Consider the following 22,579-nt stretch of genomic DNA (forward strand, 5'->3'; position numbering starts at 1 on the left):
TGCGCGGCACATTGCTTTTTTTGCTCAGCTGTTTTTTAATTCGGCAATGATCTCAAATGATCTCATTCTGTCGGCATGCTCAAAGCTTTCTGAATTCACCATGATTTCATCCGCCTGTGTTGTCCGGATGAAGCTTTCCAGCTTTTCCTTCACACGCTCCGGTCCGCCGACGATCGTTGAACTGAGCTGTTCATTGACCATCGCTTTTTCATACGGCGACCAGATTTGATCCATGTCTTCAACAGGAGGCTTCAGCTGGTTCGGCGTGCCGCGGACGAGGTCTAAAAATCTTTGATAATGCGATGTCGCCAGATGCTCCGCCTTTTCATCCGTATCGGCGGCAATGACGGTGACGCCGACCATCGCGTACGGTTGATCCAGTACGTCTGACGGACGGAAGGAGCTGCGGTACAGCTCAAGAGCGGGCACGGTGTTTTTCGGTGAAAAGTGAGCCGCAAAGGCGAACGGAAGCCCGAGCTCTCCCGCAAGACGCGCGCTGAATCCGCTTGAGCCCAAAAGCCAGATCGGCACGTCCAGCCCTTCGCCCGGAATGGCGCGGACTTGATTGCGCACATTGCCGGACGGTTTGAAGTAATTTCTCAATTCTTCAAGCTGCTCCGGAAAATCTTCCCCGCTGTTTATGTTTCTTCGTAAGGCTCTCGCCGTTAATTGGTCGGTCCCCGGCGCGCGTCCGAGCCCCAGGTCAATCCGCCCCGGATACAACGTTTCAAGGGTTCCGAATTGCTCCGCAATCACAAGTGAAGAATGATTCGGCAGCATAATACCCCCAGAACCGACGCGGATTTTTTTCGTGCCGCCGGCGATGTGGCCGATCAGCACCGCCGTTGCCGAGCTGGCAACTCCTTCTATATTATGATGCTCCGCAAGCCAATAGCGGTTATAGCCCCACTCCTCGGCGCGGCGCGCTAAATCCATGCTGTTGCGGAACGATTCAGCAACCGTTCCCCCCTGTACGACCGGCGATAAATTCAATACGGAAAACGCAGTATCTTTCAATGTATGTTCAGCCATCGTTTTCTCCTTTGCGGTTTAGTGTAAGCAGATCTTAAACAAGGTCTCTACCACACACCTTACCACAGCTTTTCCCGTGAGTTAAACAATTTGATTCGATGATCTTCGAACAATCAGTCAGCGGTCGTCACTAGTGAACTCTTTATGAATGAATCTATTACATTCAGATATGATGAGCTTTTCATCCTATAAAAGTGAAAACCTATCGTTGAAAGAACAGACCCAATAATGTTAAGATATGTATGATATTGAATAGGAAGGAAGTCATAGTCTATATGCGTAAAAAAATCTTAATGGCACTCACAACAGCTTTACTGGCAGCAATCTTCTTTACAGGAAACACCGATAAGGCATATGCCGCAGACTTTTACTCCGGCACTCAGCAGCATTTAAATGTAAGCGGATTTACCGATGCCTCCTACTACACGAAAAAAGCGAAAAGTGTCGATTTTACTCTCAGTACAGCGTATCCGTCAGATCGAACTTTTAAAGGAAACCTATACTTACAGCGAAAGTCCGGAAAGAAATGGACGACTTGTAAAAAAACAACCTTTTCTTTCTCAGTAAGGGTGACTAAGTCATTCTCTTTAAAAGGATGCAAGACAGGTTATTATCGTGTCAAAGCCACGTTCAGCGGTTCAAAACTCGTCAATACGACAAACTCTTTTAAAATTAACCGATAAGATTCAGGGCCCTATGATGATTAGGGTCTTTTTTTATTCGTTCTTTGTGAGTTCCTGCGCGATTTGAATAAAAAGTTTTGCGGCCAATGAAGCCTCCTTTATAGAAGGAACGGCAAGCAGAACATCTCGGTACACCGCCTGATTGAGTTCTCTTGTCACGACATTTTCCGGCAGCGATATTCCCGACATAGACATTTGTGATAATATCGCAATTCCCAGCCCCTCTTTGATCATGCTGATGGACGTATTGACGTTGTAAACAGTGAATGCGGCAGTCAGCACAGATCCTGCCTCCTTAAACATATCAATAAACGGTGATTCGTATCCTCCGTCACAGATGATCATCGGCTGGCGGTCAAGATCTTTCAGAGTGATTGACTCACAGCTGCAAAGCGGATGATCATTTCTAAGCACGACGGCCATTTTATCTTTTTTCAGCGGCAGATATTCCATGTCTTCCGTAGGAAAAAGAGTGATACCCACATCTATTACCCGGGAGCGGAGCCATTCCTTTACTTCGTTAACCGTTCCTTCATGAAGCACCAACTCAAGCTTCGGATACCGTTTTTTAAACACGCTGATCAGCTTTGGAATGAAATAAGCGGAAGCGGCCGGAAATGTGCCGATGTGAATCGTTCCCTGTTCAAGCCCTCTTTCCGCGGCCGCCAGCTGCTCGGCTTTTTCTATGCCTTTGAGCACCTCTCTGATATGGACGAGAATTTTTCCGCCCGTGTCCGTGAGCCTTACGCCGTTGCGGCGCTCGCGGATGATCAGCTTGATGCCGAGCTCTGACTCAAGCGCAGAGATGGCATGGCTGACAGCGGGCTGCGTCATATTCAGCGCCTGCCCCGCTTTTGTAAAGCTTCCCGTTTCAGCGATTTGAACAAAAACCCGCAGTTGTGTAATCGTCATAACGTTTTACTTATGCTCCTTATAAAAAAGATTCATTTTATTTATCTTACTGATTACCGTATCATATGATGGAATTGTTCTACAAGGAGTGAACGACGTGAAACAGCTTTCGAAAATACAGACGGCTCTTATGCTGGCGTTTCTAGTCACGGTATGGGGAATTAACTGGCCGCTGACAAAGGCCGCGCTTGCCTATTCGCCGCCTCTTCTGTTTGCCGGAATCCGCACGCTGATCGGCGGAATTCTATTATTAATGGTTGCGCTGCCCCGTTTTAAAAAGCTGCGTTTTAAAGAAACGTGGCCGATCTATCTTATTTCTGCCATTTTAAATATTACTTTATTTTACGGCCTGCAAACGGTCGGCTTGAATTACCTGCCTGCCGGCTTATTTTCAGCCATCGTGTTTTTCCAGCCGGTGTTAATGGGCGTTTTTTCTTGGCTGTGGCTCGGGGAATCGATGTATCCTTTAAAAATAGCCGGTCTTATTCTGGGCTTTGCCGGTGTCGCCGTCATCAGCGCAGCCGGTTTCGGAGGCCATATTTCCATCGCCGGCATTCTTTTGGCCTTAGGCTCTGCGGTCAGCTGGGCGCTCGGCACGGTATATGTGAAAAGAACGGGCGGACGCGCGGATTCTATCTGGATGGTCGCTCTTCAGCTTCTGATCGGCGGCGTGCTGCTTGTCAGCTCCGGCCATTTTTCAGAAAGCTTTTCAGCGATTCAATGGAAAGCTCCGTTCATTCTCAGCCTTCTGTTCATTTCAGTTTTTGTTATCGCGCTCGGCTGGCTCGCCTTTTTTACGCTTGTCGGTTCAGGGGAAGCAAGCAAGGTCGCCTCTTACACCTTCCTGATCCCGCTCATATCCATTACCGTCAGCTCGATATTCCTGCATGAGCCGCTGACCGTCAGCCTTTTAGCCGGACTGCTTCTGATCGTCACAAGCATTTGTTTTGTGAATATAACACCGAAGAAACTGAAAACACCTGCTCTGGCCGCAGAAAAAAAGGCCGTTCATTAAAAAAACTCTTGCCGCGGGGGACTGACCCCATAAGATGAGACAAATAAAAACACCTTCAAGTTTGAATACGGATGATTGTTATCCGAAATTAGACTTGGAGGTGTTTTTTCTATGGGGACAAGAGTGAGTTATCCGGTTGAAGCGAAACAGAAGGCTGTAAAAATGAGATTGGCAGGCGTACCTATGAAAGAGATCATGCAGGAGTTGAATATTAAGAATAAGACACAGGTTCAGACATGGGTTAGATGGTATAAGGCTGGTGATACACATCGATTCGAACAGCCTGTTGGAAAGCAATACACTTACGGAAAAGGTCCGGAGTATTCTTCCGATTTAGAGAAACTGCAGGCAGAGATTCGTTACCTGAGACAACAGAATGAAGTTTTAAAAAAGTACAACGAATTGGAAAGGAAGTTGATAGCGAAACGTCAGTCGAACTTGTAGAAATATTGCACAGCACAATGACCGTACAGGATATCTGTATTCATTTAGGTATCTCTCGAGCGTCTTATTATCGTTGGAAGAAGAATCTGATGAAGGATCATCCCAAGCGCCATTTGGAAAAACAAATCGGCACGTTGTGCCGAGAGCACAAGTATCGATATGGATATCGAAAAATCACAGCCATACTAAAAAAGAGAATGTGTATTAACCATAAAACGGTTCAACGTATTATGCAGAAAAATCAATGGCAGTGTCGGGTTAAGGTGAAAAAGCGCAAGAAGGATGGGCAGCCATATGCCGTGGTCGATAATATATTGGATCGGAACTTTCAGTCTGATCGTCCTCTTGAAAAACTAGTAACGGACATCACATATTTGCCTTATGGACAGAAACAATTGTACCTTTCCAGTATATTAGATTTATACAATGGAGAAGTGATTGCTTTTACTATTGGGGATAAGCAGGACACAGCCTTTGTCTTAGACACACTTGATCAGCTACCAATGCTGCCTGAGAACTGCGTGTTACATAGTGACCAGGGTTCTGTGTATACATCTTACGAGTATCAAAAAGCTGTTAAAACAAAAGGCATTACCATGAGCATGTCCCGCAAAGGGACGCCCGCTGATAATGCCTCCATCGAATCGTTTCATTCCTCGCTAAAGTCTGAAACGTTCTATCTTAACAGCATTGATCGAACTACGACTGCCATCGTAGAACGCACTGTCATAGAATACATTCATTATTATAACAATATTCGTATTCAAACCAAACTAAACAACCAATCACCGATAAACTATCGGCAATTGGCTGTTTAAAAGGTGTTTTGACCCCTGTCTCAAAAACGGGGGGCAGTCCCGCGGGGCAAGAGTTTTTTTATTTATTGACGTCTCCCTTTTACGAGATACGCAGCCGTAATGAGGAGATAGATGGCCGCAGTGATGCATGTAATGACGATGGATGTCGTCGCAATTACGCCGACCAAGATGGCCAAAAGCGCAAGCACCGCGAACCATGTCGTGTACGGGAACCATTTGACGTAATAAGCCGGCTGTTCTGTTGAATGTTTTCTTGATTTCAAATGGGCGAATCCGATAATCAGCCAGATGAACAGCACGGTATAGCCGAGGGAACCCATCAAATAATTAAACGTCTGGCTTCCTGCGAATAAAGAAATCAGAACGCCTACATATAAAAATGACGTACAAGTCAGAATCGCATAAACGGGAACCTTTTTCTTCGATAGTTTTGAAAAGATTTTCGGCACCCGGCCGTCAGAAGCCTGCGTAAACAAGACGCGGGATGATCCGTACAGTCCCGAGTTCATAGACGAGATAATCGCAAGAAGAATGACGGCATTCATAATATGGTCGGCACCCGGAATCCCGATCATCTTAAATACTATGACAAACGGGCTTTCGGGAACGCTGTTGACTTGATTCCAAGGAATCAGGCTGACGATGATGAAAAACGGCAGCAAGTAAAAAGCGACAATCCGCGTTAACGTGCTTCGGACAGCTTTCGGGATCACCTTTTCGGGATTTTTTGTCTCCGCCAGCGTGACGCCGATGATTTCCGTTCCGCCGTATGAGTAGATCACGACGAGCATCGCCGTAATGACGCCCCCCGCTCCATGCGGGAAAAACCCTCCGTGATCCGTTAAATGAGACAGCCCCGGCGCCGTGTGATTGCCGAATGAGAAAAATAATAGCAGAATCCCGCATAAAATAAAGATGACAATCACTGTAATTTTAATGAGCGCGAGCCAGTACTCCGTCTCGGCAAACAGTTTCACAGAAAGCATGTTTACGACCGTCACCACAATGGAAATGATCAAAGCCAATATCCATATCGGACATTCCGGCAGCCAATATTGAATGAAAATGGCGGCTACAACCGCCTCAGCTGCAATATTGAGCACCCACATTTTCCAATAGATCCAGTCTAAAAAGTATGCAGCGTACGACCCGAGAGACTGCTGAACCAAATCACGGAACGTCCTTGCATGTTTGTTTCTGACTGCCATTTCGGCCAGCCCCTGCATAATAAACAGCAGAATGATTCCGCCGAGGAGGTAGGCCAATAACACGGATGGCCCCGCCTCATCAATCGCCGTGCTGCTGCCTTTAAAGAGCCCGGCCCCGATTGCGCCTCCAAGCGCCATCATCATAATGTGTCTGGACGACATCGTCCGTTTTAACGTTTGCTTGTCCTTTTCCATCTATCACACGCCCTCTCGCAAAAAGTGTTCATCACATAAAAAAGCACGCCGCCTCTTTGGGAAAAGAGACGGCGTGCCTCAGGCAGCCGCGGTACCACTCTTGTTGATCCCGAATATCCGGAATCCAGCTTAAAAACCTTTTAACGAAGGTCAGCCGTTAGGACATAGGGAATATTCCGACAATTCCGTTCCGCCCTGCCACTTCCGGGCGAGTTCAAAGAACAATCAGTCCGCGTTGCACCAACCCGCGGCTCTCTTTTTCTGACTGGATTCTTTTACTGCTCCCGTTCACAGTGTTTTATGTTAAATGAATCTCTTGAGTTTTTATTTTCTGAATATAGTAACATAATATACAGTCTTCTATTTTCAAAGTCAATACTAATTTTTGCCGCTGGTTTTCTTATCACCTATTTAAGACATTTTGACTGACCATGTTTATATTCATATGCGGGGTGAGCCGGCCCCTAATATAGCGTAATCAGCACTTTATATATATTGTTCAAACAAAAATTCCGACGAAAGGTTTTACTCTGATGCTGGTATCCCAGCTTAGTAACTGTACACATTTCATTTCTAATCGTTCAACTCCAATGACTCCACAAGGTTCTATACCCGGAAGTCATATTCCATTTATTAAAGCTATTGACATGAAACCAATTCCACAAATTAAACTCGTGGAGAACACTAGTTGGCGTAACACGAAACAGTATAGAAGCATTTGTGGCGTTACAGCTAGTGTTTTTGAGTGTTTAAAGGAGATTTTCAGGATACAAATAACAATAACGAGCAACATCAGGTGTAGAAAGTTGAATAAAAAACCTATATTTTTACAAAAATTGATAATAAAAGGTTGATATGGTACGGGTTTCATACTTTAAGATGATGATGTGTCTTCACTGAATACTAAATAAACATTTCCAGGAGGCGTTTCCTATGCAGTCTAGCACATCATTTAATAGCCCAGCTTACCTTGAAACAAATGGAGTAATGAAAATCGCTGATATAACTTATAGTGATAACGAATGGCTGAACTTCGACATTGGAGGAGAAGGAATTTTTAAGAGATCAGGTTCTTATTTAGTTCCATCTCTTCCAGTAGAATTTCATTGTCATGGAATCGGTCACTATGATTTTAGCAATTTAGATCAATTAGATATTGAAAAGATCAATACACTAGCTGAAATAGAAGGGATTTTCTGTGTACCCTCTATTTTTCTTCCTCATAATCAATTAGATCAATTTGCAGCCTTTATGAAAGAGTTCCATACACAAAAGAGAAAGGGACGTTACCGTAATATTTTAGGTATTTCACTAGAAGGACCATTATTGGCCAGCTTTGCAGGCACACCGGAAAAAGGGAATTGGGCACCCTTAAAAGAAGAATGGGAAAAGATCGCTTCTTGCGGAAAATACGGTCTTATTTATACTGTACTGTCCCCAGATGCTATGACTGAAAACTCCTATCTAAAGAAATATATGACAGAAGAACATCCGAGTTTAGAATGGATTGTGGATACACTTGTGGAGGCTGGAGTTAAACCGGCGCTGGGTCACTTCCAAAAAGCATACCCGGAGGAAACCTCTGAACTTATAATGAAAGTTATAGATACAGCGCAAAAACGCAGCAATTACACTGGATCAGATGCCGTTTTAACAGATCATTTGTTTAATGATATGCCAAACAATTTTAAACACACCTGGAGAACACCCCAAGAAAGAGTACATAGATTAGAGGGGTTAAAAGATGCTCGGTTAGATAAATGGAACATAGATAATATCAACACACTTGTCGGAGAAGTTCCCGGTACTTTAATGAGAGCCGCGAAAGAAGGTTTATTAACCATTTGTATGAATTTTGATAGTGAACATGTAGACTTAGAAGTTGCACGGCGGGTTGTAGAACTTGTTGGCTCTAAGGGTATTATAGCAATGACAGATCGCATTGACACAGATTCCATGTGCGGCCAATCACTGGAGAAAATTGAAGGGAATAATCTGTGGTATCAAGGGAAAGGGTATGTAGCAGCAGGGTCTTACACAATTGATCGGCTTATGCATAATATTCGTGCTATAGGTTTTAATGAGAAAGTTGTATGGAATATGACATCATTTGTACCATTAAAAGCTTGTCACTTCCTAAATGAACTTGAAAACCTTTCCATGAAGCCCTTCAGTTTTATAGATGAAACGAAAAAAAGAGCTCATTTCAAAGCGCCTGCCCCAGAGCTGATTCTACGCTAAGCAAAAAAGACCACCATAAAGTGGTCTTTTTAAGTTGACTTTCTTTTAATAAGTTTTAGGTTCAACTTATTTATATTAGGGACATCTTTGTTATTCATTAAGTTATATAATAAATTTGCTGCTGTTTGTCCCAACTCTTTAATAGGTTGATGTATCGTTGAAAGTTCTATTACCTTAGATATCGGCTGATTATCAAATCCTATAACCGCCAGTTCTTCAGGTATTCGTATTCCCTGTCTTTTCGCTTCATAAATGATCCCTGCCGCAACATAATCACTTCCTACAACCATTGCCGCAGGACGAGGTGACTTATTTAGTAATAATTTTGCTATTTCTATACCATTCTCAATAGTGTACTGTTCCTCAAAGTACCAATTATCACTCCATTTCAATCCGTATTCATTTCGAAAGTGAAAAAATGATTTTTTTCTGCTTATGCCAACACCGCTCTTAGGATTTCCTATACATAGACCAATGGATTGATGTCCTTGATTTCGCAGATGATCAATTGCCATTTTGATTCCTGACTCATGATTAATAAATATATGTGCAACCTGTTTGCTTGCAGAAGCTTCACAGGAAACAATATTGCCAAACCCAGATATCTCGTCGAGTACGTGATGGGGGCTTACACAGGATCCCAAAATAAGACCGTCAATCAGTTTGTATTTCAATCTGTTAAAAAACTCCATTTCTTGTTCAGGATCGTTATTTGATTGGTGCACAAGTAAACTGTAATTATGTTTATTACACTCTTCGCCTATTCCGGCAATCAGTTTACTGAAAAACGGATGGTTGATTTTAGGAACAATGACTCCGAATACATTTGTCTTCCCCCTGGATAGGTTAATCGCGTTGAAATTTGGTACATAATTTAATTCCTTCATAGCTTTTAACACAGCGTCCCGCTTCTCAGGTTTTACATAAGGATGATTATTGAGAACTCTGGAAACTGTTGTCCGAGAAACGTTCGCTTTCTTTGCTATCTCTGTAATGTTTGTCATTACTGTTACTCCTTCTTAGACAGCGTTATCAGGATTTCACACTGAATAACACAAGGGGAAAAAAAGCATTTAATGAATAGTTTTATCATGGCCTGCATGAATATGTGCGCCTTCATGTCCCACACTATAAATAGAACGGGGCTTCCCCATCTTGTGTAATAGTTTGTCAAATAAACCTACTAATATCCCCAGACATAGCAACACAATGATGGTTCCTATCCCAATCGGCCCCTGAAGAATGATTGCAAGCACAAAAGCTAAAGCTTCCCCTATCGTCTTTGTAATATTAATACCCCAACCTGTGCGTTCAGTAATAGCCAACATTAATTCATCATTCGGTATCGAAGGAAAAGATGCTCTTAAATAAATAGCGATTCCCATAGCCAATATACACAACCCTATCAAAAATAAACTCCATTGAAGAATTACAGAATCTGTTTTTAAGAACGAAAGAACCTTTAAGTTTAAAAGGTCAACAAAACTTCCAATAATAACAATCGGAATAAAACCGGCTAGATTAGGAAACCGCATTTTTATGAGGCTGTTTATAAAGATAAGGATTCCTCCGACAATGAAAACCCATGACCCGATTGTAAGGCCAATGAGTTCTGATAAAGCCACGTTCAGAGCATCCCAGGGGGCAATCCCGGTATTAGATTTAATCATACATACAACCCCCACGGATAAAATAAACAATCCGACAATATAGATTAAACACCTTTTCACAAAATGGCTCATGGCTGTATACTCCGCGGTTTAGGGTCTTCTTCTTTCGTCAGAATGTAATGATCAAAAGCATAAGATACACCACACTCATCATTCGATAACGTTTTAAAAGCAGCCAATTGAATAAGCTTCTTATCTGCATTTCCCATGGCTATCCCTATTCCTGCTGCATGAAACATAGGCAGATCATTTAAATTATCACCTATTGCGATTGCATTCCGCGCATCCGTTCCATAATGTTCACAAAGTTTATTTAATGACGCTCCTTTATCTACTCCTGCACTTGTGATTTCAAGATTGAATGCTCCTGAACTCGTTACGGCACACTCCTTCAGTTGTCCAAAATATTCTTTAGCTTTTTTTAATTTTCTTTGGTTTGGCGAAACGATCATACATTTTATGACATACCGATAATCGATAGGGTCAATTGTACCCGGTATTTCCTCTAACCCGTATTGATGGATTTGAGCTTTAATAGAATTCCAAAATACTTCTTGATTAAAATGAGGTTCTTCCATTACTGTATTGTAAAGTTCTTTTTCAAGCTGCTGAATTCCTTGATTTGATACGGCAATTTTGTCAGATAAGTAAAGCTGGTAATAGATTTCCTCTTTATTTAACCATGTTATGATAGGTTGGATTACATCTGAATCCATAAAATGTTCGAATATTACCTGATTTCCCACATCAATTTGAGCGCCGTTTGAAGCAATAATCGGAAAATCCAAACCATATTTATTGATGATGTGTTTTGCATCAAATAAAGCTCTCCCTGTAGCGATTGTTACAAGATGACCTTGTTTTTGTCCAAGCTTTAAAGCTCTTACATCTTGTTCTTGGATAGTTAAGTTCTCTGATAACAGCGTGCCATCTAAGTCAATTGCAATTACTTTCATGTGAATTTCCTCCTCAGAGTTTAAAAATCATTGAAAGTATAATGTATGGTACGCGTTTCAGAGCAATTAGATTATTATATTAATTTGAAGTTTTTCTCCAGAAGCTGATTAGACCTGTGCTTCTCAAGTGTTCTCCTGCTTAATGATCCTTCTCTTTTGATTAATCCAGTTAATAAAGAACTGACTGCTAATGGCGGAACACTAATTTGAAGAAATTCATCTGGAATTTCAAGCGCTGGCAACTCACTAGAAACCGGACTGTAGCAGGACAGCTTTCCATCATGTGTTTGACTTATGGCCGGCGACTTGGGCACCGGCACTTTTCAGTGAACGATCACTTTTTGTGAAAATCGGATGTATGAAGTTTCATTGAGGCGGTGTCCCCGATATACTTTTCTCTTTTCTTTCATTTGCGGTAAAGAAAACAAAACCTGATTCCCTTATGACAGAACTTGCTTTATCATAAAAGTATGCGTTTACATTCGAGTAGGGAGGTTATAGCATGACCCCTGTGAATTCAAGCAGCATCGGGAAGATTCAGGCGGCCAGCAAAGGTTTGTCGCCAAAATTGAGAGCGATTGCAGACCATATCGTGAAGGAACCGAAAGACGTGGTTCACCTTTCCATCATTCAGCTGGCGGAAAAAACGAAAAGCTCTGAAGCGACGATTTTCAGGCTGTGCAAACGGCTCGGTTTTTCCGGCTATCAGGATTTAAAAATCACGCTGGCTCAGGAGATCGTTCAGGAGCCGGTGCAGCACATTCATGAAGAAATGAGCCCCGACGACGATATCGAAGTCATCATCCGGAAAGTTTTCCGCACAAACATTTCCGGTCTGACCGATACCTTTCATTTATTAGATCCGGCCGACGTTGAAAAAGCGGTAGAAATGATCCACCGCGCAGACAGAATTGAATTTTACGGAAACGGCGGTTCCGGGCTGATCGCCACAGACGCGTATCACAAATTTATGCGTACGGGTATAAATTGCATCGCGCACACGGATTCTCACTTTCAGGCGATGTCAGCGGGTCTTCTCGGTCCCGATAGCGCAGTCATCGGCATTTCTCATTCTGGAAGCAACAAGGACGTGCTCGACGCGGTGAAAACGGCCAAATCGCTCGGCGCCGGCACGATCGGCATTACAAGCTACCAAAAGTCGCCGCTCACCCAGATTTCCGACGTGGTGCTGTATACGTCAACAAGGGAGACGGCTTTCAGAACGGAAGCAATGTCCGCAAGGCTTGCCCAGCTTTCGGTCATTGATACACTGTATTTCGCCACGGCCCGGCTGCGGCAGGAGAAAACGCTCGCCAACTTGCAGCAAATCAGAAAAATGATCGCGCACAAACGTTTGTAATATTTATTTTTCAAAAGAGAGAATGCCGATACAGCGGGAATTGAGACAATTTTATGAAAAAATTTTTCTTCTTCATCGTTGATTTATAAAAAAATTATTCCTATAATTGACTTTGTAAGGGCATACATTATCAATCTATCTTATTATTCAATCAGATTAGGCGGGATATATTATGAAGGAAACCCAAGCTGTTATCGGTCTGGATATCGGCACGACCAGTACGAAAGCCGTTCTGTTCGGACCAAGAGGCAAAGTGTTAGCCAAGCATTCGGTTCACTATGATTTAATACAGCCAAAGCCGGCATGGGCCGAGCAGGATCCTGAGCACATTTTGGAAGCGGTTATCGGAAGCATCAGGGGCGCCGTCACAAAGGCCGGACTGAGTCCTGACAACCTGCTTGCAATCGGCATCAGCACCGCCATGCACTCATTGATAGCTGTCGATCAAAACGGCGGCCTGCTGACCAAAAGCATCATTTGGGCGGACAACCGCAGCGCCGAGCAATCAAAACGGATTTTAAAAGAGATGAACGGTTTTGATATTTATAAAAGAACGGGTACGCCGATTCACCCGATGTCTCCGCTTTCCAAAATTGTGTGGATGAAAGAACAGGACAAGGAGACATTCGCGAAAACCGCCAAATTCATCAGTATTAAAGAATATATTCTGCACGAGTTTTTCGGAACTTATGTCGTCGATTATTCGATCGCTTCGGCAACGGGGCTGTTCCGTTTAGATACGCTTTCCTGGGATGAAGAAGCGCTCCGGATTGCCGGAATCCGGGAAGATCAGCTGTCGGACATCGTGCCGACCACTCATCAGCTGCGCGGCCTTGCGCCGGAAATCGCTGCACGGATGGGCATTCATGCGGATACACCGTTTATTATCGGCGCAAATGACGGCGTGCTCGCCAACCTTGGAGTCGGCGCGATCGGCAAAGGCGAAGTGGCCGTTACGATCGGAACAAGCGGAGCCGTGCGTTCGGTGACGGATACGCCGATTACGGATGAAAAAGCGCGGACATTCTGTTACGCGCTGACTGACAAGCATTGGGTCATCGGAGGTCCGACGAATAACGGAGGCATTATGCTGCGCTGGCTTCGAGACGAATTCGCTTCTCCGGAAGTCGAAACGGCGAAGCGGCTCGGCATTGATCCGTATGATTTAATGATTGATATCGCTGATAAAGTGCCCGCAGGCTCTGAGGGATTGCTGTTTCTGCCGTTTTTATCTGGGGAGCGCGCGCCGTTTTGGAATCCGAATGCCCGCGGAACGTTTTTCGGCATCAGCCTCCGCCATAAACGGGAGCATTTTATCAGAGCGGTGCTGGAAGGCGTCATCATGAGCGTCTTTTCAATCGGTGTCGCACTGAGAGATTTGGCGGGCCCCGCAAAAGACGTGCGGGCTTCGGGAGGATTTGCGAGATCGCCGCTGTGGAGGCAGATTTTGTCCGATACGATGGGACGGGAAGTCCTCGTTCCGGAAAGTTACGAAGCCTCGGCGCTCGGAGCGGCCGTTCTCGCTTTGCACAGCCTTGGCGAAATGGAACGGATCGAGGATGTTCAGGACTGGATCAGAATTTCTCATCGCCATGAACCGAACGTCAAAAACAGCGAAACATATATTGAGCTGTTTTACTTATACGAGCGGCTGTATGACAAGCTCAAAGATGAATTTGACGTCATCAGTGAATTTCAGCTCAAACAAAGCCGTTAATTCTTCTTTGAAAGGGTGAAAAGGTCATGTTACTGTTTATTGTCATTGCCGCTATTATCGTTTTACTCTTATTGATTACGGTCGCTAAATTAAATCCGTTTATCAGTCTGCTGATTACATCCATCCTTGTCGGTTTCGCAACGGGCATGAATCTGCCGGACATTATCACTTCGATGAAAACCGGGCTCGGCAATACGCTGTCGCTGCTTGCGATCGTGCTGGCCCTCGGTACGATGCTCGGAAAAATGATGGCTGAATCAGGCGGTGCGGAGCGTATCGCCCACACCCTGATCGGCCGCTTCGGCAAAAAGAAAGTGCATTGGGCGATGATGGCCGTCGCTTTTATCGTCGGCATCCCGGTCTTTTTCCAGGTCGGCTTCGTCCTGCTCGTGCCGCTTTTGTTTACGATTGCAATTGAAACCGGGGTTTCATTAGTGACGATCGGGATTCCGCTCCTTGCGGGACTTTCCGTCGTGCACGGATTGGTTCCGCCCCACCCGGCGGCGATGGCGGCTGTCGGCATTTATCACGCCAATGTCGGAAAAACGATTTTGTTTTCTTTAATCGTCGGCATTCCGACTGCCATCATCGCGGGGCCGCTTTACGGAAAATGGATTGGTAAGCGCATTCACAAACCCGTTCCCGAACTGTTGAAAAAACAATTTATTGAACGGAATGAAAAACGCAAGCTTCCGGGATTCGCAAATACATTGTTTACGATATTGGTACCGGTGATCCTGATGCTTATGGCAACGCTTGCCGAAATTGCGCTTCCGGAAAAAAGCACGCTCTATGAAACTTTTAAATTTCTCGGCGACCCTGTCACAGCGCTTTTGATCGCCACGGTTTACTCCTTTTTCAGCCTTGGTTTTTATCAGGGCTTTGACAGAGAAAGCATTTTAAAATTCAGCAATGACTGTCTGGGACCGATTGCTTCCATTCTGCTTGTGATCGGAGCCGGCGGCGCTTTTAACAACGTCCTGATTGATTCAGGCGTCGGCACGTATATCGCTGACATGGCGAAGCACTCAAGCTTCTCTCCCGTTCTTTTAAGCTGGACGATCGCGGCGGTCATCCGTGTCGCCACAGGTTCAGCGACTGTCGCCATGATGACGGCGGCCGGCATTGTTGCTCCGATTGCATCTGTCATGCCGGGCGTCAGCAGTGAGCTTCTCGTTTTGGCAACGGGAGCGGGCTCTTTGATTCTGTCACATGTCAATGACTCCGGTTTCTGGCTCATTAAAGAGTATTTCGGAATGACAGTAAAAGAAACATTCCTGACATGGACGGCGATGGAAACGATTATTTCTGTCAGTGCGATCTGTTTTATCATGATCATTAACGCGTTTATATAAAAACAAACCCCGGCCGCAAACCGGGGTTTGTTTTTTTTATCGGTCATTCACAAGGATATAAGCGGCTTTAACGGGTCCGTGGACGCCGACAACCAAATCCATTTCGATATCGGCCGAGTTGCTCGGTCCAGTAATATAGTTGATGCAGGAAGGAACGGTGACGCCGTCTCTGATCTGCTGTTTCAGTATATCGCTGGCCTGTGTCATTCTCGGCACAATGGAAGATTTCGGGATGATTGCGATATAGGTGGTCGGAAGCAGGCTGACAGAACGGCCTGCATGCTCTGACGCATACAAAACGACGGTGGCTGATTCCGCAAGGGTGATCTCGCTGAATGTGATGCCCACATTCGCTTGTTCCGCTTTTTCAATATTTTTCGCTCCTTGTTCCGCGTCCCATTCCCAAACGGGAATCCCTTCATCCGGCCACTCTTCTGTCATAAGGGTCTGCAAGCCGTAAGTTTCAAACCGGCTGTCCTTCGGAATGATGACAGGCCCTCCTTCAAAGCGGTTCACCTGCGTGCGCAAAGCGTCGTAAAGCCCGGCTCCATCCGTTTCGATCAGTTCGGTATGAATGTTGACGCAGTGGTCTTTCAGCATCGTGACAAGATCGTCTTCCGTACAGTCCGCATGCGTTTGATATTGTGGCTGATACTTCCATTCAGGCAGGGACACGTCTGATTTCCTGCGCTCTCTGCCCAGACTTTCGGCGATCCGGTTTAAAAAGGATTCCTGATGTGTAACCGTCCCTTTCATCATCATTCTTCCCCCTTTTGTTTTTCCCGGTCTTTAAACCAATCTCTGAATCTCGATTTATGCGGCGCCGGGAAATCCCGTATTGCCGTCCATTCTTTTAACGGCCCCGGCCCTTTTGATATTTTGTCATCTTCCGTAAACGGCGTCATGGCGGCAGGCGCCCATTTCGATCCCATTTTATAAAGGGACGGGGATGACGAGCCGAGCCCGAAGGCTTTCATCGCCAGCTTTTCGCTGATCGGCGCTTTGCCCTCTTTTTCCACGATGTTCTGCCGATGCTTGAGCAGCAGCTCGTGCAGCGGAATTTTAACGGGACACGCTTCCGTACAGGCCGCGCATAAGGAAGATGCGTACGGGAGCTCCTTGTATTCGTCATATCCGCCGAGAAGAGGCGATAAGACGGCGCCGATCGGACCCGAATAGATGGACCCGTACGAGTGTCCGCCGACATGCCGGTACACGGGACAGACGTTGATGCAGGCGGCGCAGCGGATACATTGCAGCACCGATTGGAATTCCGTGCCGAGTATGCGGGAACGCCCGTTGTCCACAACCACGAGGTGGAATTCCTCAGGCCCGTCAGCTTCTCCTTGCTGACGAGGTCCCGTCAGCGCCGTAATGTAACTTGTAAGCCGCTGGCCGACGGCGCTTCTCGTCAGCATGCTGACAAGCACTTCAAACTCAGAAAATGACGGAACGATCCGCTCCATTCCCATCACGGTGATCTGCGTCTTCGGCAGCGCGGACACAAGGCGGCCGTTTCCTTCGTTCGTCACGAGACTGACCGATCCGGTATCCGCAATTGCAAAGTTGCAGCCTGTAATGCCGACATCCGCTTCGAGAAATTTTTTCCTGAGAACGCTGCGCGCGTGCATGACGAGCTCTTCCGGTTTTTCCGTCTGCTTGTATTCGAGTCTCTCTTTAAACACGTCACGGATCTGCTCTTTGTTTTTGTGAAGAGCGGGAGCAACGATATGTGACGGCGGATCGTGATCGTCAATCTGGAGAATGTATTCGCCGAGATCCGTTTCTATGACTTCACAGCCCTCTTCCTCAAGCACTTCGTTCATATTGATTTCTTCTGTCACCATGGATTTGGATTTTACGATTTTTTTGGCGTTTTTCTGCCGGATGACATCGCGGATATAGGAGGACGCTTCTTCCGCCGTTTCGGCGAAAAAGACGTGTCCGCCTCTGTTGGCGACATTTTCGGCGAGCTGTTCCAAATAGAAATCAAGATTGTCCAGCACATGCTGTCTGATTTCTTCCGCATGGGAACGCCAATCCTCCCAGTTTCCCAATTCTTCGGCCGCCTGAAGCCTTCTTGTCCTGAGCCGTTCCTGCGCTCCGGAGACGGCTCCTCTCATAAACTCATTATCTATTCCTTCTGATACCCGCTCTTTAAAAGCGGCGGTACCGATTTTCATCGCCATGATTTTCCCCCCTTGTTGTTTCTCGTGTTATCTGCTGTTCAGCACTTCGGCGATGTGCATGACTCTGACGTTTTTATCCTTACGGTCAAGACGCCCGCCGATATTCATCAGACAGCCGCAATCCGCCCCGATCAGCACTTCGGCCTCCGTGTCTTCCACACAGGCGACCTTCTCATCCACCATTTGTTCAGAGATTTGCGCCATTTTCACAGAAAACGTTCCTCCGAATCCGCAGCATTGGTGCTTTCCGGGAAGCGTGGTCAGCTCGAGCCCCTTGACATGGCGCAAAAGCTTCATCGGCTCCTCCGACACGCCGAGCAGCCTCGTCATGTGGCATGATGTATGGACTGTCGCTTTTTTATGCAGCACCGCCCCGACATCCTCCACCCCGAGAACGTTGACGATAAATTCCGTTAACTCATATGTTTTGTCCGCAAGCTGCTGCGCTTTTGCCGCCCACTTCGGATCGTCCTGAAACAGATGCGGATATTCACGGAACATCGTCGTACAGGAACCTGACGGACTGACAACGTACTCCGCTTCTTCAAACGCGGCAATCATCCGCTTCATTGCTTTTTTCGCATCCGTCACATACCCGCTATTGTATGCGGGCTGCCCGCAGCAAATCTGCCCCTCGGGAAAATCCACCTCACACCCGAGCCGTTCCAGCACCTCAACCGTCGCCTTTCCGACATTGGTCTGGAACATATCCACAAGGCACGTGACAAATAATGAGACTTTCATGATGAACCCCTCTTTCATCCTCAATATGTGATCCGGTCATCTGATGACCTGTTTTTGGGAAAGCTCTATGAATATCCTACACTATTCTGAATATGGATTGGAAGGTTTTTCTGAAAAAATCCTTTCGTCCGATGCGCTGAAGGGGACAAAAAAAGAGAAGCCCGAAAGCTCCTCAAGCTGCTCTACATCCCGTTTTCCAGCAGACGTCCCAGTTTTTGCACACCCTCTTTTATCGCGGCTTTACCGGCATAACTGAACGACAGGCGAAGATATTCGGCACCGTCTTCCTGATGCAGAAAAAAATATTTACCGGGGACATAGGAAACGCCGTGAGAAAGAGCCCTCGCCAGCATTGCGGATGTATCCGCTCCCGGCGCTTTCACCCATACAAAGTAACCGCCTTCAGGCACGTGCCAGGATGCGGATTCCGGAAGATATCGCGCTGATGCGGCGAGCAAAACGTCACGTTTGCTCCGGTATGCTTCCCGCAAGACGGCGAGCCGTTTTTCAACATTCGTTTGTTCCAGATAGACGGCGGTCACCGCTTGGGAAAACGGGTGGCCTAAGTCTTTTTTTAACCATGACAATGCCGTGATGAATGCAGCGCTCCCTGCAATCCAGCCGATCCTCATACCCGGGGCGATGACTTTTGATAATGAACCGGCGTACAGCACCCGGCCGTTTTGATCCATGGCTTTCAAGGGCGGCGGAATATCGGTGAATCCGAGCTCGCCGTATGCATCATCCTCCAAGATGAGAAAATCATACGTTTCGGCAAGCTGAAGCAGGCGGGTTCTCCGCTTCGCTGACATTACGGTTCCCGCAGGATTCTGAAAAGCGGGTATCGTGTAGAGAAGACGGGGAAGCAGAAGCCCTTTTCGTTTTCTTTCCTCAAGCATGAACGCTAATGTTTCTGTTTGCAGGCCCTCTTGATCTGTCGGAATGCTCATGATATGCGGTGTGTAATTTTTAAAAATCTCGAGCGCTTCCATGTAGACCGGAGCTTCAACGGCAGCGGCGGTTTGTTCATCGAGGAAAACCCGTGCAGCCAGATCTATCGCCTGACAGGCGCCTGACGTCACGAGCTGTTCATCGTCCCGACAGTGAATGCCGCGGATGGCTACCCGTTCTTGAATCTGCTTTTTTAAAACGGCCGTCCTCGGGCTTCCCATATAATGCAGCGGCAGATCGCGCTCCTCATCCAGAAGGCGGGCGGCGGCTTCTTTCAGCTCCTTATCAGGAACGAGTGCGGGATCGGGATAGCCGGAATGCAGGGGGATGCACGCTTTCGGAACTGCCGGCATCCATTCCCCGGGAGGATCGTTTGTCAGAGCTTTCTTTACATGGTCAGAAAAAAAAGATTCGGCCTGCATGTGATGTTATCCCCTTTCACAAGTCAGCTTCTATACATTTTCTTCAAAATAAGCCCCCAGCACGTCTTCCACATTCGTCAGGTGCGCCGTCATCGCGGCTTCCGCTTCATCCGCGTCTTTGGCGGCGACGGCACTGTAAATGCGTTCATGCTCTTCATACAATCGCTGCACGCTCGTTCGTTTAGAAAACAGCCAAATTTTTCTCGTTTCTCTCATTGTTTCCAAAAGGAGCGCGGAGACATGATTCATGAGATGCTTGAGCAGCCCGTTTTGTGATGCTTCCGCCAGCGCCATGTGAAAGGAGAAATCCGCTTTTTCGCCCAATTCTTCGTCTCCGTCAATGTCTTTCATCTCCAGGAGAGCTTGGCGGATTTTTTGTAAATCGTCTTCGGTGCGTTTTTCAGCGGCCATGGCGGCGACGCCGAGTTCAAGCAGCTTTCTGACTTCGAGCAGCTGTTTGACGTCCTCTTTTTTCATCAAGAGGGCGGAAGAAAGCGGCTGGGAAACATGAGACGGCTCAAATTCTCTTATGTATGTGCCTTCTCCCTGCTTCATGTCGACGAGCCCCATCGCTTTCAAAGCCGACAGCGCTTCTCTGACCGCCGAGCGGCTGACCTGAAAACTCTCAGAAAGCGCCTGAACGGAATCAAGCTTTTCACCCGGCTTAAGCTCGCCCGCTTTTATCTTCTCCAGCAATGCGTCAGCGACTTCCTCGTAGATTTTTTTCGTTTTAATTTGTTTATATTTCAACGCGATCACCCCATCACTTGTGAATCTTGATGTTTATCGTCTATTATACTTCTTTTTTCGCACCGCCGACAGGTTCAGACAATTTGTTCAAGAAAAGTATTGTACTTTCAAAACTTTCAAAATATAATGCTAATTAACCCGGTCATCAGATGACCTTATCATAAAAAGTAATCGCTTACATGACATAAGGAGGGGTTTTTTAGGGATGCAATGGACACAGGGGTACGCTCCTTTAGGGGGAAATTTGCTTTTATCGGCAGCTTGCGCGCTCGTGCCGATTATCTTCTTTTTTTGGGCGCTTGCGGTGAAACGGATGAAGGGGTACATAGCGGGGCTTTTAACGTTAGCCGTTTCACTTTTAATCGCTGTATTTGTTTACGGCATGCCGGTGGAAAAAGCGGTGATGTCCGCTTCTCAGGGAGCGGTGTACGGGCTGCTTCCGATCGGCTGGATTATCGTCACATCGGTCTTTCTGTATAAAATCACCGTGAAAACGGGACAGTTCGAGATTATCCGGAGTTCGGTGCTCTCAATTACAGATGACCGGCGTTTGCAGGCGCTGCTCATCGCCTTTTCATTCGGGGCATTTTTAGAAGGCGCCGCAGGTTTCGGCGCTCCCGTCGCGATCTCGGCCGCTTTGCTCGTCGGACTTGGTTTTCAGCCGCTGTATGCGGCGGGAATTTGCCTGATTGCCAATACGGCGCCCGTTGCCTTCGGTGCGATCGGCATTCCGATTACCGCCGTCGAAGGTCCGACCGGGATACCGGCAATGGAAATTTCTCAAATGGTCGGCCGGCAGCTTCCGTTTTTATCCGTGTTTATTCCGCTTTACTTAATCATTTTGATGAGCGGGTTTAAAAAGGCTTTTGAAGTATGGCCGGCCATTCTTGTTTCCGGCGTCTCCTTTGCGGCCGTGCAGTACGCAAGCTCGAATTTTTTAGGGCCCGAGCTTCCGGATGTGCTGTCGGCGCTTGTTTCCATGGCCGCGCTCGCTGTGTTTTTAAAATTTTGGAAACCGAAAACGGCCTTTCGTTTCGCGGCAGAACGGGAATCAGCAGCGGCCGCTGACCGGGCGCCGATCAAGTACGGGGGCGCCGCGGTGTTTAAAGCGTGGTCTCCTTTCCTTCTTCTGACGGCCATGATATCCGTCTGGGGGATTCCCGGCGTGAAGGCTGCATTAACCGGTCATTACGAAGGAACGTCAATGTGGCTTTCCTGGCTGAATGCAGCCGGGCGTGCATTGACCTTCACGCCTCCCGTCCCATTTGTAAATCAGCAGATTCTTCAGGCGGACGGCACGCCGATTGAAGCCGTGTACAAACTTGAGCTTTTCGGTTCAGCAGGGACGGCGATTCTGATTGCCGCCGTCATCTCCAAGTTCGCCCTCGGCATGTCGTGGAAGACTTGGGGCGAAGCGTTTATAGAAACGGTGAAAGAATTAACGCTTCCGGTCGTGACCATTGTTTCTGTTGTCGGCTTTGCTTATGTGACGAATGCTTCCGGCATGAGCACGACACTCGGTCTTGCGCTTGCCATGACGGGCGCGATGTTTACCTTTTTTTCGCCGGTGCTCGGCTGGCTCGGCGTATTTATTACCGGCTCTGATACGTCGGCCAACCTATTGTTCGGCGGATTGCAAAAGGTGACGGCGCTCTCTGTCGGGATGGACCCGGTTCTCTCCGTCGCCGCCAATTCATCAGGCGGTGTCACCGGAAAAATGATTTCTCCGCAATCCATTGCGGTTGCCTGTGCCGCTGTCGGTCTGGCGGGCAAGGAAGCCGACCTTTTCCGCTTTACGATTAAGCACAGTCTGTTTTTGCTTCTGCTCGTCTGCCTCATTACATTTTTACAGCATCATCTGTTTTCATGGATGATCCCGTAACACGGAGAACCTCCCCGGGGTTTGGCTCGGGGAGG

19 protein-coding genes and 1 other annotated feature are annotated in these 22,579 nt (G+C 46.8%); of the genes, 8 read left to right on the forward strand and 11 right to left on the reverse strand.

From position 1 onward, the window contains the following. Positions 1-24 precede the first annotated feature (24 nt). Positions 25-1,032 carry an LLM class flavin-dependent oxidoreductase gene (locus JNUCC22_RS15850; protein WP_007613877.1) on the reverse strand — a complete coding sequence of 336 codons (1,008 nt, stop codon included), beginning with the start codon at positions 1,030-1,032 and terminating at the stop codon, positions 25-27. 275 nt (positions 1,033-1,307) lie between these two features. On the opposite strand from JNUCC22_RS15850, the gene JNUCC22_RS15855 reads away from it, so the two are divergent. Further along, on the forward strand, positions 1,308-1,715 hold the full coding sequence (locus JNUCC22_RS15855; protein ID WP_003151600.1) for a hypothetical protein: 408 nt from the start codon (positions 1,308-1,310) through the stop codon (positions 1,713-1,715). A gap of 33 nt (positions 1,716-1,748) precedes the next feature. On the opposite strand, the gene JNUCC22_RS15860 is transcribed toward JNUCC22_RS15855, so the two are convergent. Further along, on the reverse strand, positions 1,749-2,627 hold the full coding sequence (locus JNUCC22_RS15860; protein ID WP_040238863.1) for a LysR family transcriptional regulator: 879 nt from the start codon (positions 2,625-2,627) through the stop codon (positions 1,749-1,751). A gap of 97 nt (positions 2,628-2,724) precedes the next feature. Here JNUCC22_RS15860 and JNUCC22_RS15865 point away from each other — a divergent pair, with 97 nt between their 5' ends. Together JNUCC22_RS15865 and JNUCC22_RS15870 are read left to right on the forward strand one after the other, a co-directional pair. Continuing rightward, positions 2,725-3,642 (forward strand): DMT family transporter, encoded by a 918-nt coding sequence (locus tag JNUCC22_RS15865; RefSeq protein WP_216061884.1) that lies wholly within the window; start codon positions 2,725-2,727, stop codon positions 3,640-3,642. Positions 3,643-3,753: 111 nt separating this feature from the next. Beyond that, positions 3,754-4,904, forward strand: a protein-coding gene (locus JNUCC22_RS15870) for an IS3 family transposase (protein ID WP_216061885.1) whose coding sequence is annotated in 2 segments (ribosomal slippage) — positions 3,754-4,027 and positions 4,027-4,904 — 1,152 coding nt in all. Because the reading frame shifts where the segments join, the coding sequence is not laid out codon by codon here. Positions 4,905-4,966: 62 nt separating this feature from the next. On the opposite strand, the gene JNUCC22_RS15875 is transcribed toward JNUCC22_RS15870, so the two are convergent. After that, positions 4,967-6,307: an amino acid permease gene (locus JNUCC22_RS15875; protein WP_007613881.1), complete on the reverse strand. Its 1,341-nt coding sequence runs from the start codon at positions 6,305-6,307 to the stop codon at positions 4,967-4,969. A gap of 61 nt (positions 6,308-6,368) precedes the next feature. Next, positions 6,369-6,608, reverse strand: a binding site (T-box leader). A 632-nt stretch (positions 6,609-7,240) separates the two neighbouring features. On the opposite strand from JNUCC22_RS15875, the gene JNUCC22_RS15880 reads away from it, so the two are divergent. Then, positions 7,241-8,548: an amidohydrolase family protein gene (locus JNUCC22_RS15880; protein WP_216061886.1), complete on the forward strand. Its 1,308-nt coding sequence runs from the start codon at positions 7,241-7,243 to the stop codon at positions 8,546-8,548. A gap of 29 nt (positions 8,549-8,577) precedes the next feature. Here JNUCC22_RS15880 and JNUCC22_RS15885 read toward each other — a convergent pair whose 3' ends face one another. The 3 genes from JNUCC22_RS15885 to JNUCC22_RS15895 form a co-directional block, all read right to left on the reverse strand. Further along, positions 8,578-9,552 carry a LacI family DNA-binding transcriptional regulator gene (locus JNUCC22_RS15885; RefSeq protein ID WP_015240621.1) on the reverse strand — a complete coding sequence of 325 codons (975 nt, stop codon included), beginning with the start codon at positions 9,550-9,552 and terminating at the stop codon, positions 8,578-8,580. Between the two features lie 69 nt (positions 9,553-9,621). After that, entirely contained in the window at positions 9,622-10,290 is a 669-nt protein-coding gene (locus JNUCC22_RS15890) for a YczE/YyaS/YitT family protein (RefSeq protein ID WP_063094168.1), read from the reverse strand. Further along, a complete protein-coding gene (locus JNUCC22_RS15895; RefSeq protein WP_032867017.1) occupies positions 10,287-11,174 on the reverse strand; it encodes a Cof-type HAD-IIB family hydrolase in 888 nt (295 codons plus the stop codon). Before JNUCC22_RS15895 ends, JNUCC22_RS15890 begins: the two co-directional genes overlap by 4 nt. 502 nt (positions 11,175-11,676) lie before the next feature. On the opposite strand from JNUCC22_RS15895, the gene JNUCC22_RS15900 reads away from it, so the two are divergent. The 3 genes from JNUCC22_RS15900 (at position 11,677) to JNUCC22_RS15910 (ending at position 15,606) form a co-directional block, all read left to right on the forward strand. Further along, a complete protein-coding gene (locus JNUCC22_RS15900; RefSeq protein ID WP_216061887.1) occupies positions 11,677-12,534 on the forward strand; it encodes a MurR/RpiR family transcriptional regulator in 858 nt (285 codons plus the stop codon). A gap of 172 nt (positions 12,535-12,706) precedes the next feature. Beyond that, the gene (gntK, locus tag JNUCC22_RS15905) at positions 12,707-14,251 is read left to right on the forward strand and encodes a gluconokinase (RefSeq protein WP_038459922.1); all 1,545 of its coding nucleotides are present in this window, start codon (positions 12,707-12,709) and stop codon (positions 14,249-14,251) included. Positions 14,252-14,277: 26 nt separating this feature from the next. Beyond that, complete coding sequence (locus JNUCC22_RS15910; protein ID WP_216061888.1) at positions 14,278-15,606, forward strand: GntP family permease; 1,329 nt, start codon at positions 14,278-14,280, stop codon at positions 15,604-15,606. Between the two features lie 36 nt (positions 15,607-15,642). Here JNUCC22_RS15910 and JNUCC22_RS15915 read toward each other — a convergent pair whose 3' ends face one another. The 5 genes from JNUCC22_RS15915 to JNUCC22_RS15935 form a co-directional block, all read right to left on the reverse strand. Next, a complete protein-coding gene (locus JNUCC22_RS15915) occupies positions 15,643-16,365 on the reverse strand; it encodes a LutC/YkgG family protein (protein WP_029325828.1) in 723 nt (240 codons plus the stop codon). Then, positions 16,365-17,795, reverse strand: a complete 1,431-nt coding sequence (locus JNUCC22_RS15920) for a LutB/LldF family L-lactate oxidation iron-sulfur protein (protein WP_216061889.1) — start codon at positions 17,793-17,795, stop codon at positions 16,365-16,367. Before JNUCC22_RS15920 ends, JNUCC22_RS15915 begins: the two co-directional genes overlap by 1 nt. A 27-nt stretch (positions 17,796-17,822) precedes the next feature. Beyond that, the gene (locus tag JNUCC22_RS15925) at positions 17,823-18,539 is read right to left on the reverse strand and encodes a (Fe-S)-binding protein (RefSeq protein ID WP_216061890.1); all 717 of its coding nucleotides are present in this window, start codon (positions 18,537-18,539) and stop codon (positions 17,823-17,825) included. A 182-nt stretch (positions 18,540-18,721) separates the two neighbouring features. After that, on the reverse strand, positions 18,722-19,912 hold the full coding sequence (locus JNUCC22_RS15930) for an aminotransferase-like domain-containing protein (protein WP_216061891.1): 1,191 nt from the start codon (positions 19,910-19,912) through the stop codon (positions 18,722-18,724). A gap of 30 nt (positions 19,913-19,942) precedes the next feature. Beyond that, positions 19,943-20,662, reverse strand: coding sequence for an L-lactate utilization/bacilysin biosynthesis transcriptional regulator LutR (locus JNUCC22_RS15935; protein ID WP_007407377.1), 720 nt, complete (start codon positions 20,660-20,662; stop codon positions 19,943-19,945). Between the two features lie 205 nt (positions 20,663-20,867). On the opposite strand from JNUCC22_RS15935, the gene lutP reads away from it, so the two are divergent. Beyond that, positions 20,868-22,544: an L-lactate permease LutP gene (lutP, locus tag JNUCC22_RS15940; protein WP_216061892.1), complete on the forward strand. Its 1,677-nt coding sequence runs from the start codon at positions 20,868-20,870 to the stop codon at positions 22,542-22,544. The last annotated feature ends 35 nt before the right edge of the window (positions 22,545-22,579 follow it).

The sequence above is a fragment of the Bacillus sp. JNUCC-22 genome, from assembly GCF_018861275.1.
Lineage (GTDB): Bacteria > Bacillota > Bacilli > Bacillales > Bacillaceae > Bacillus > Bacillus velezensis.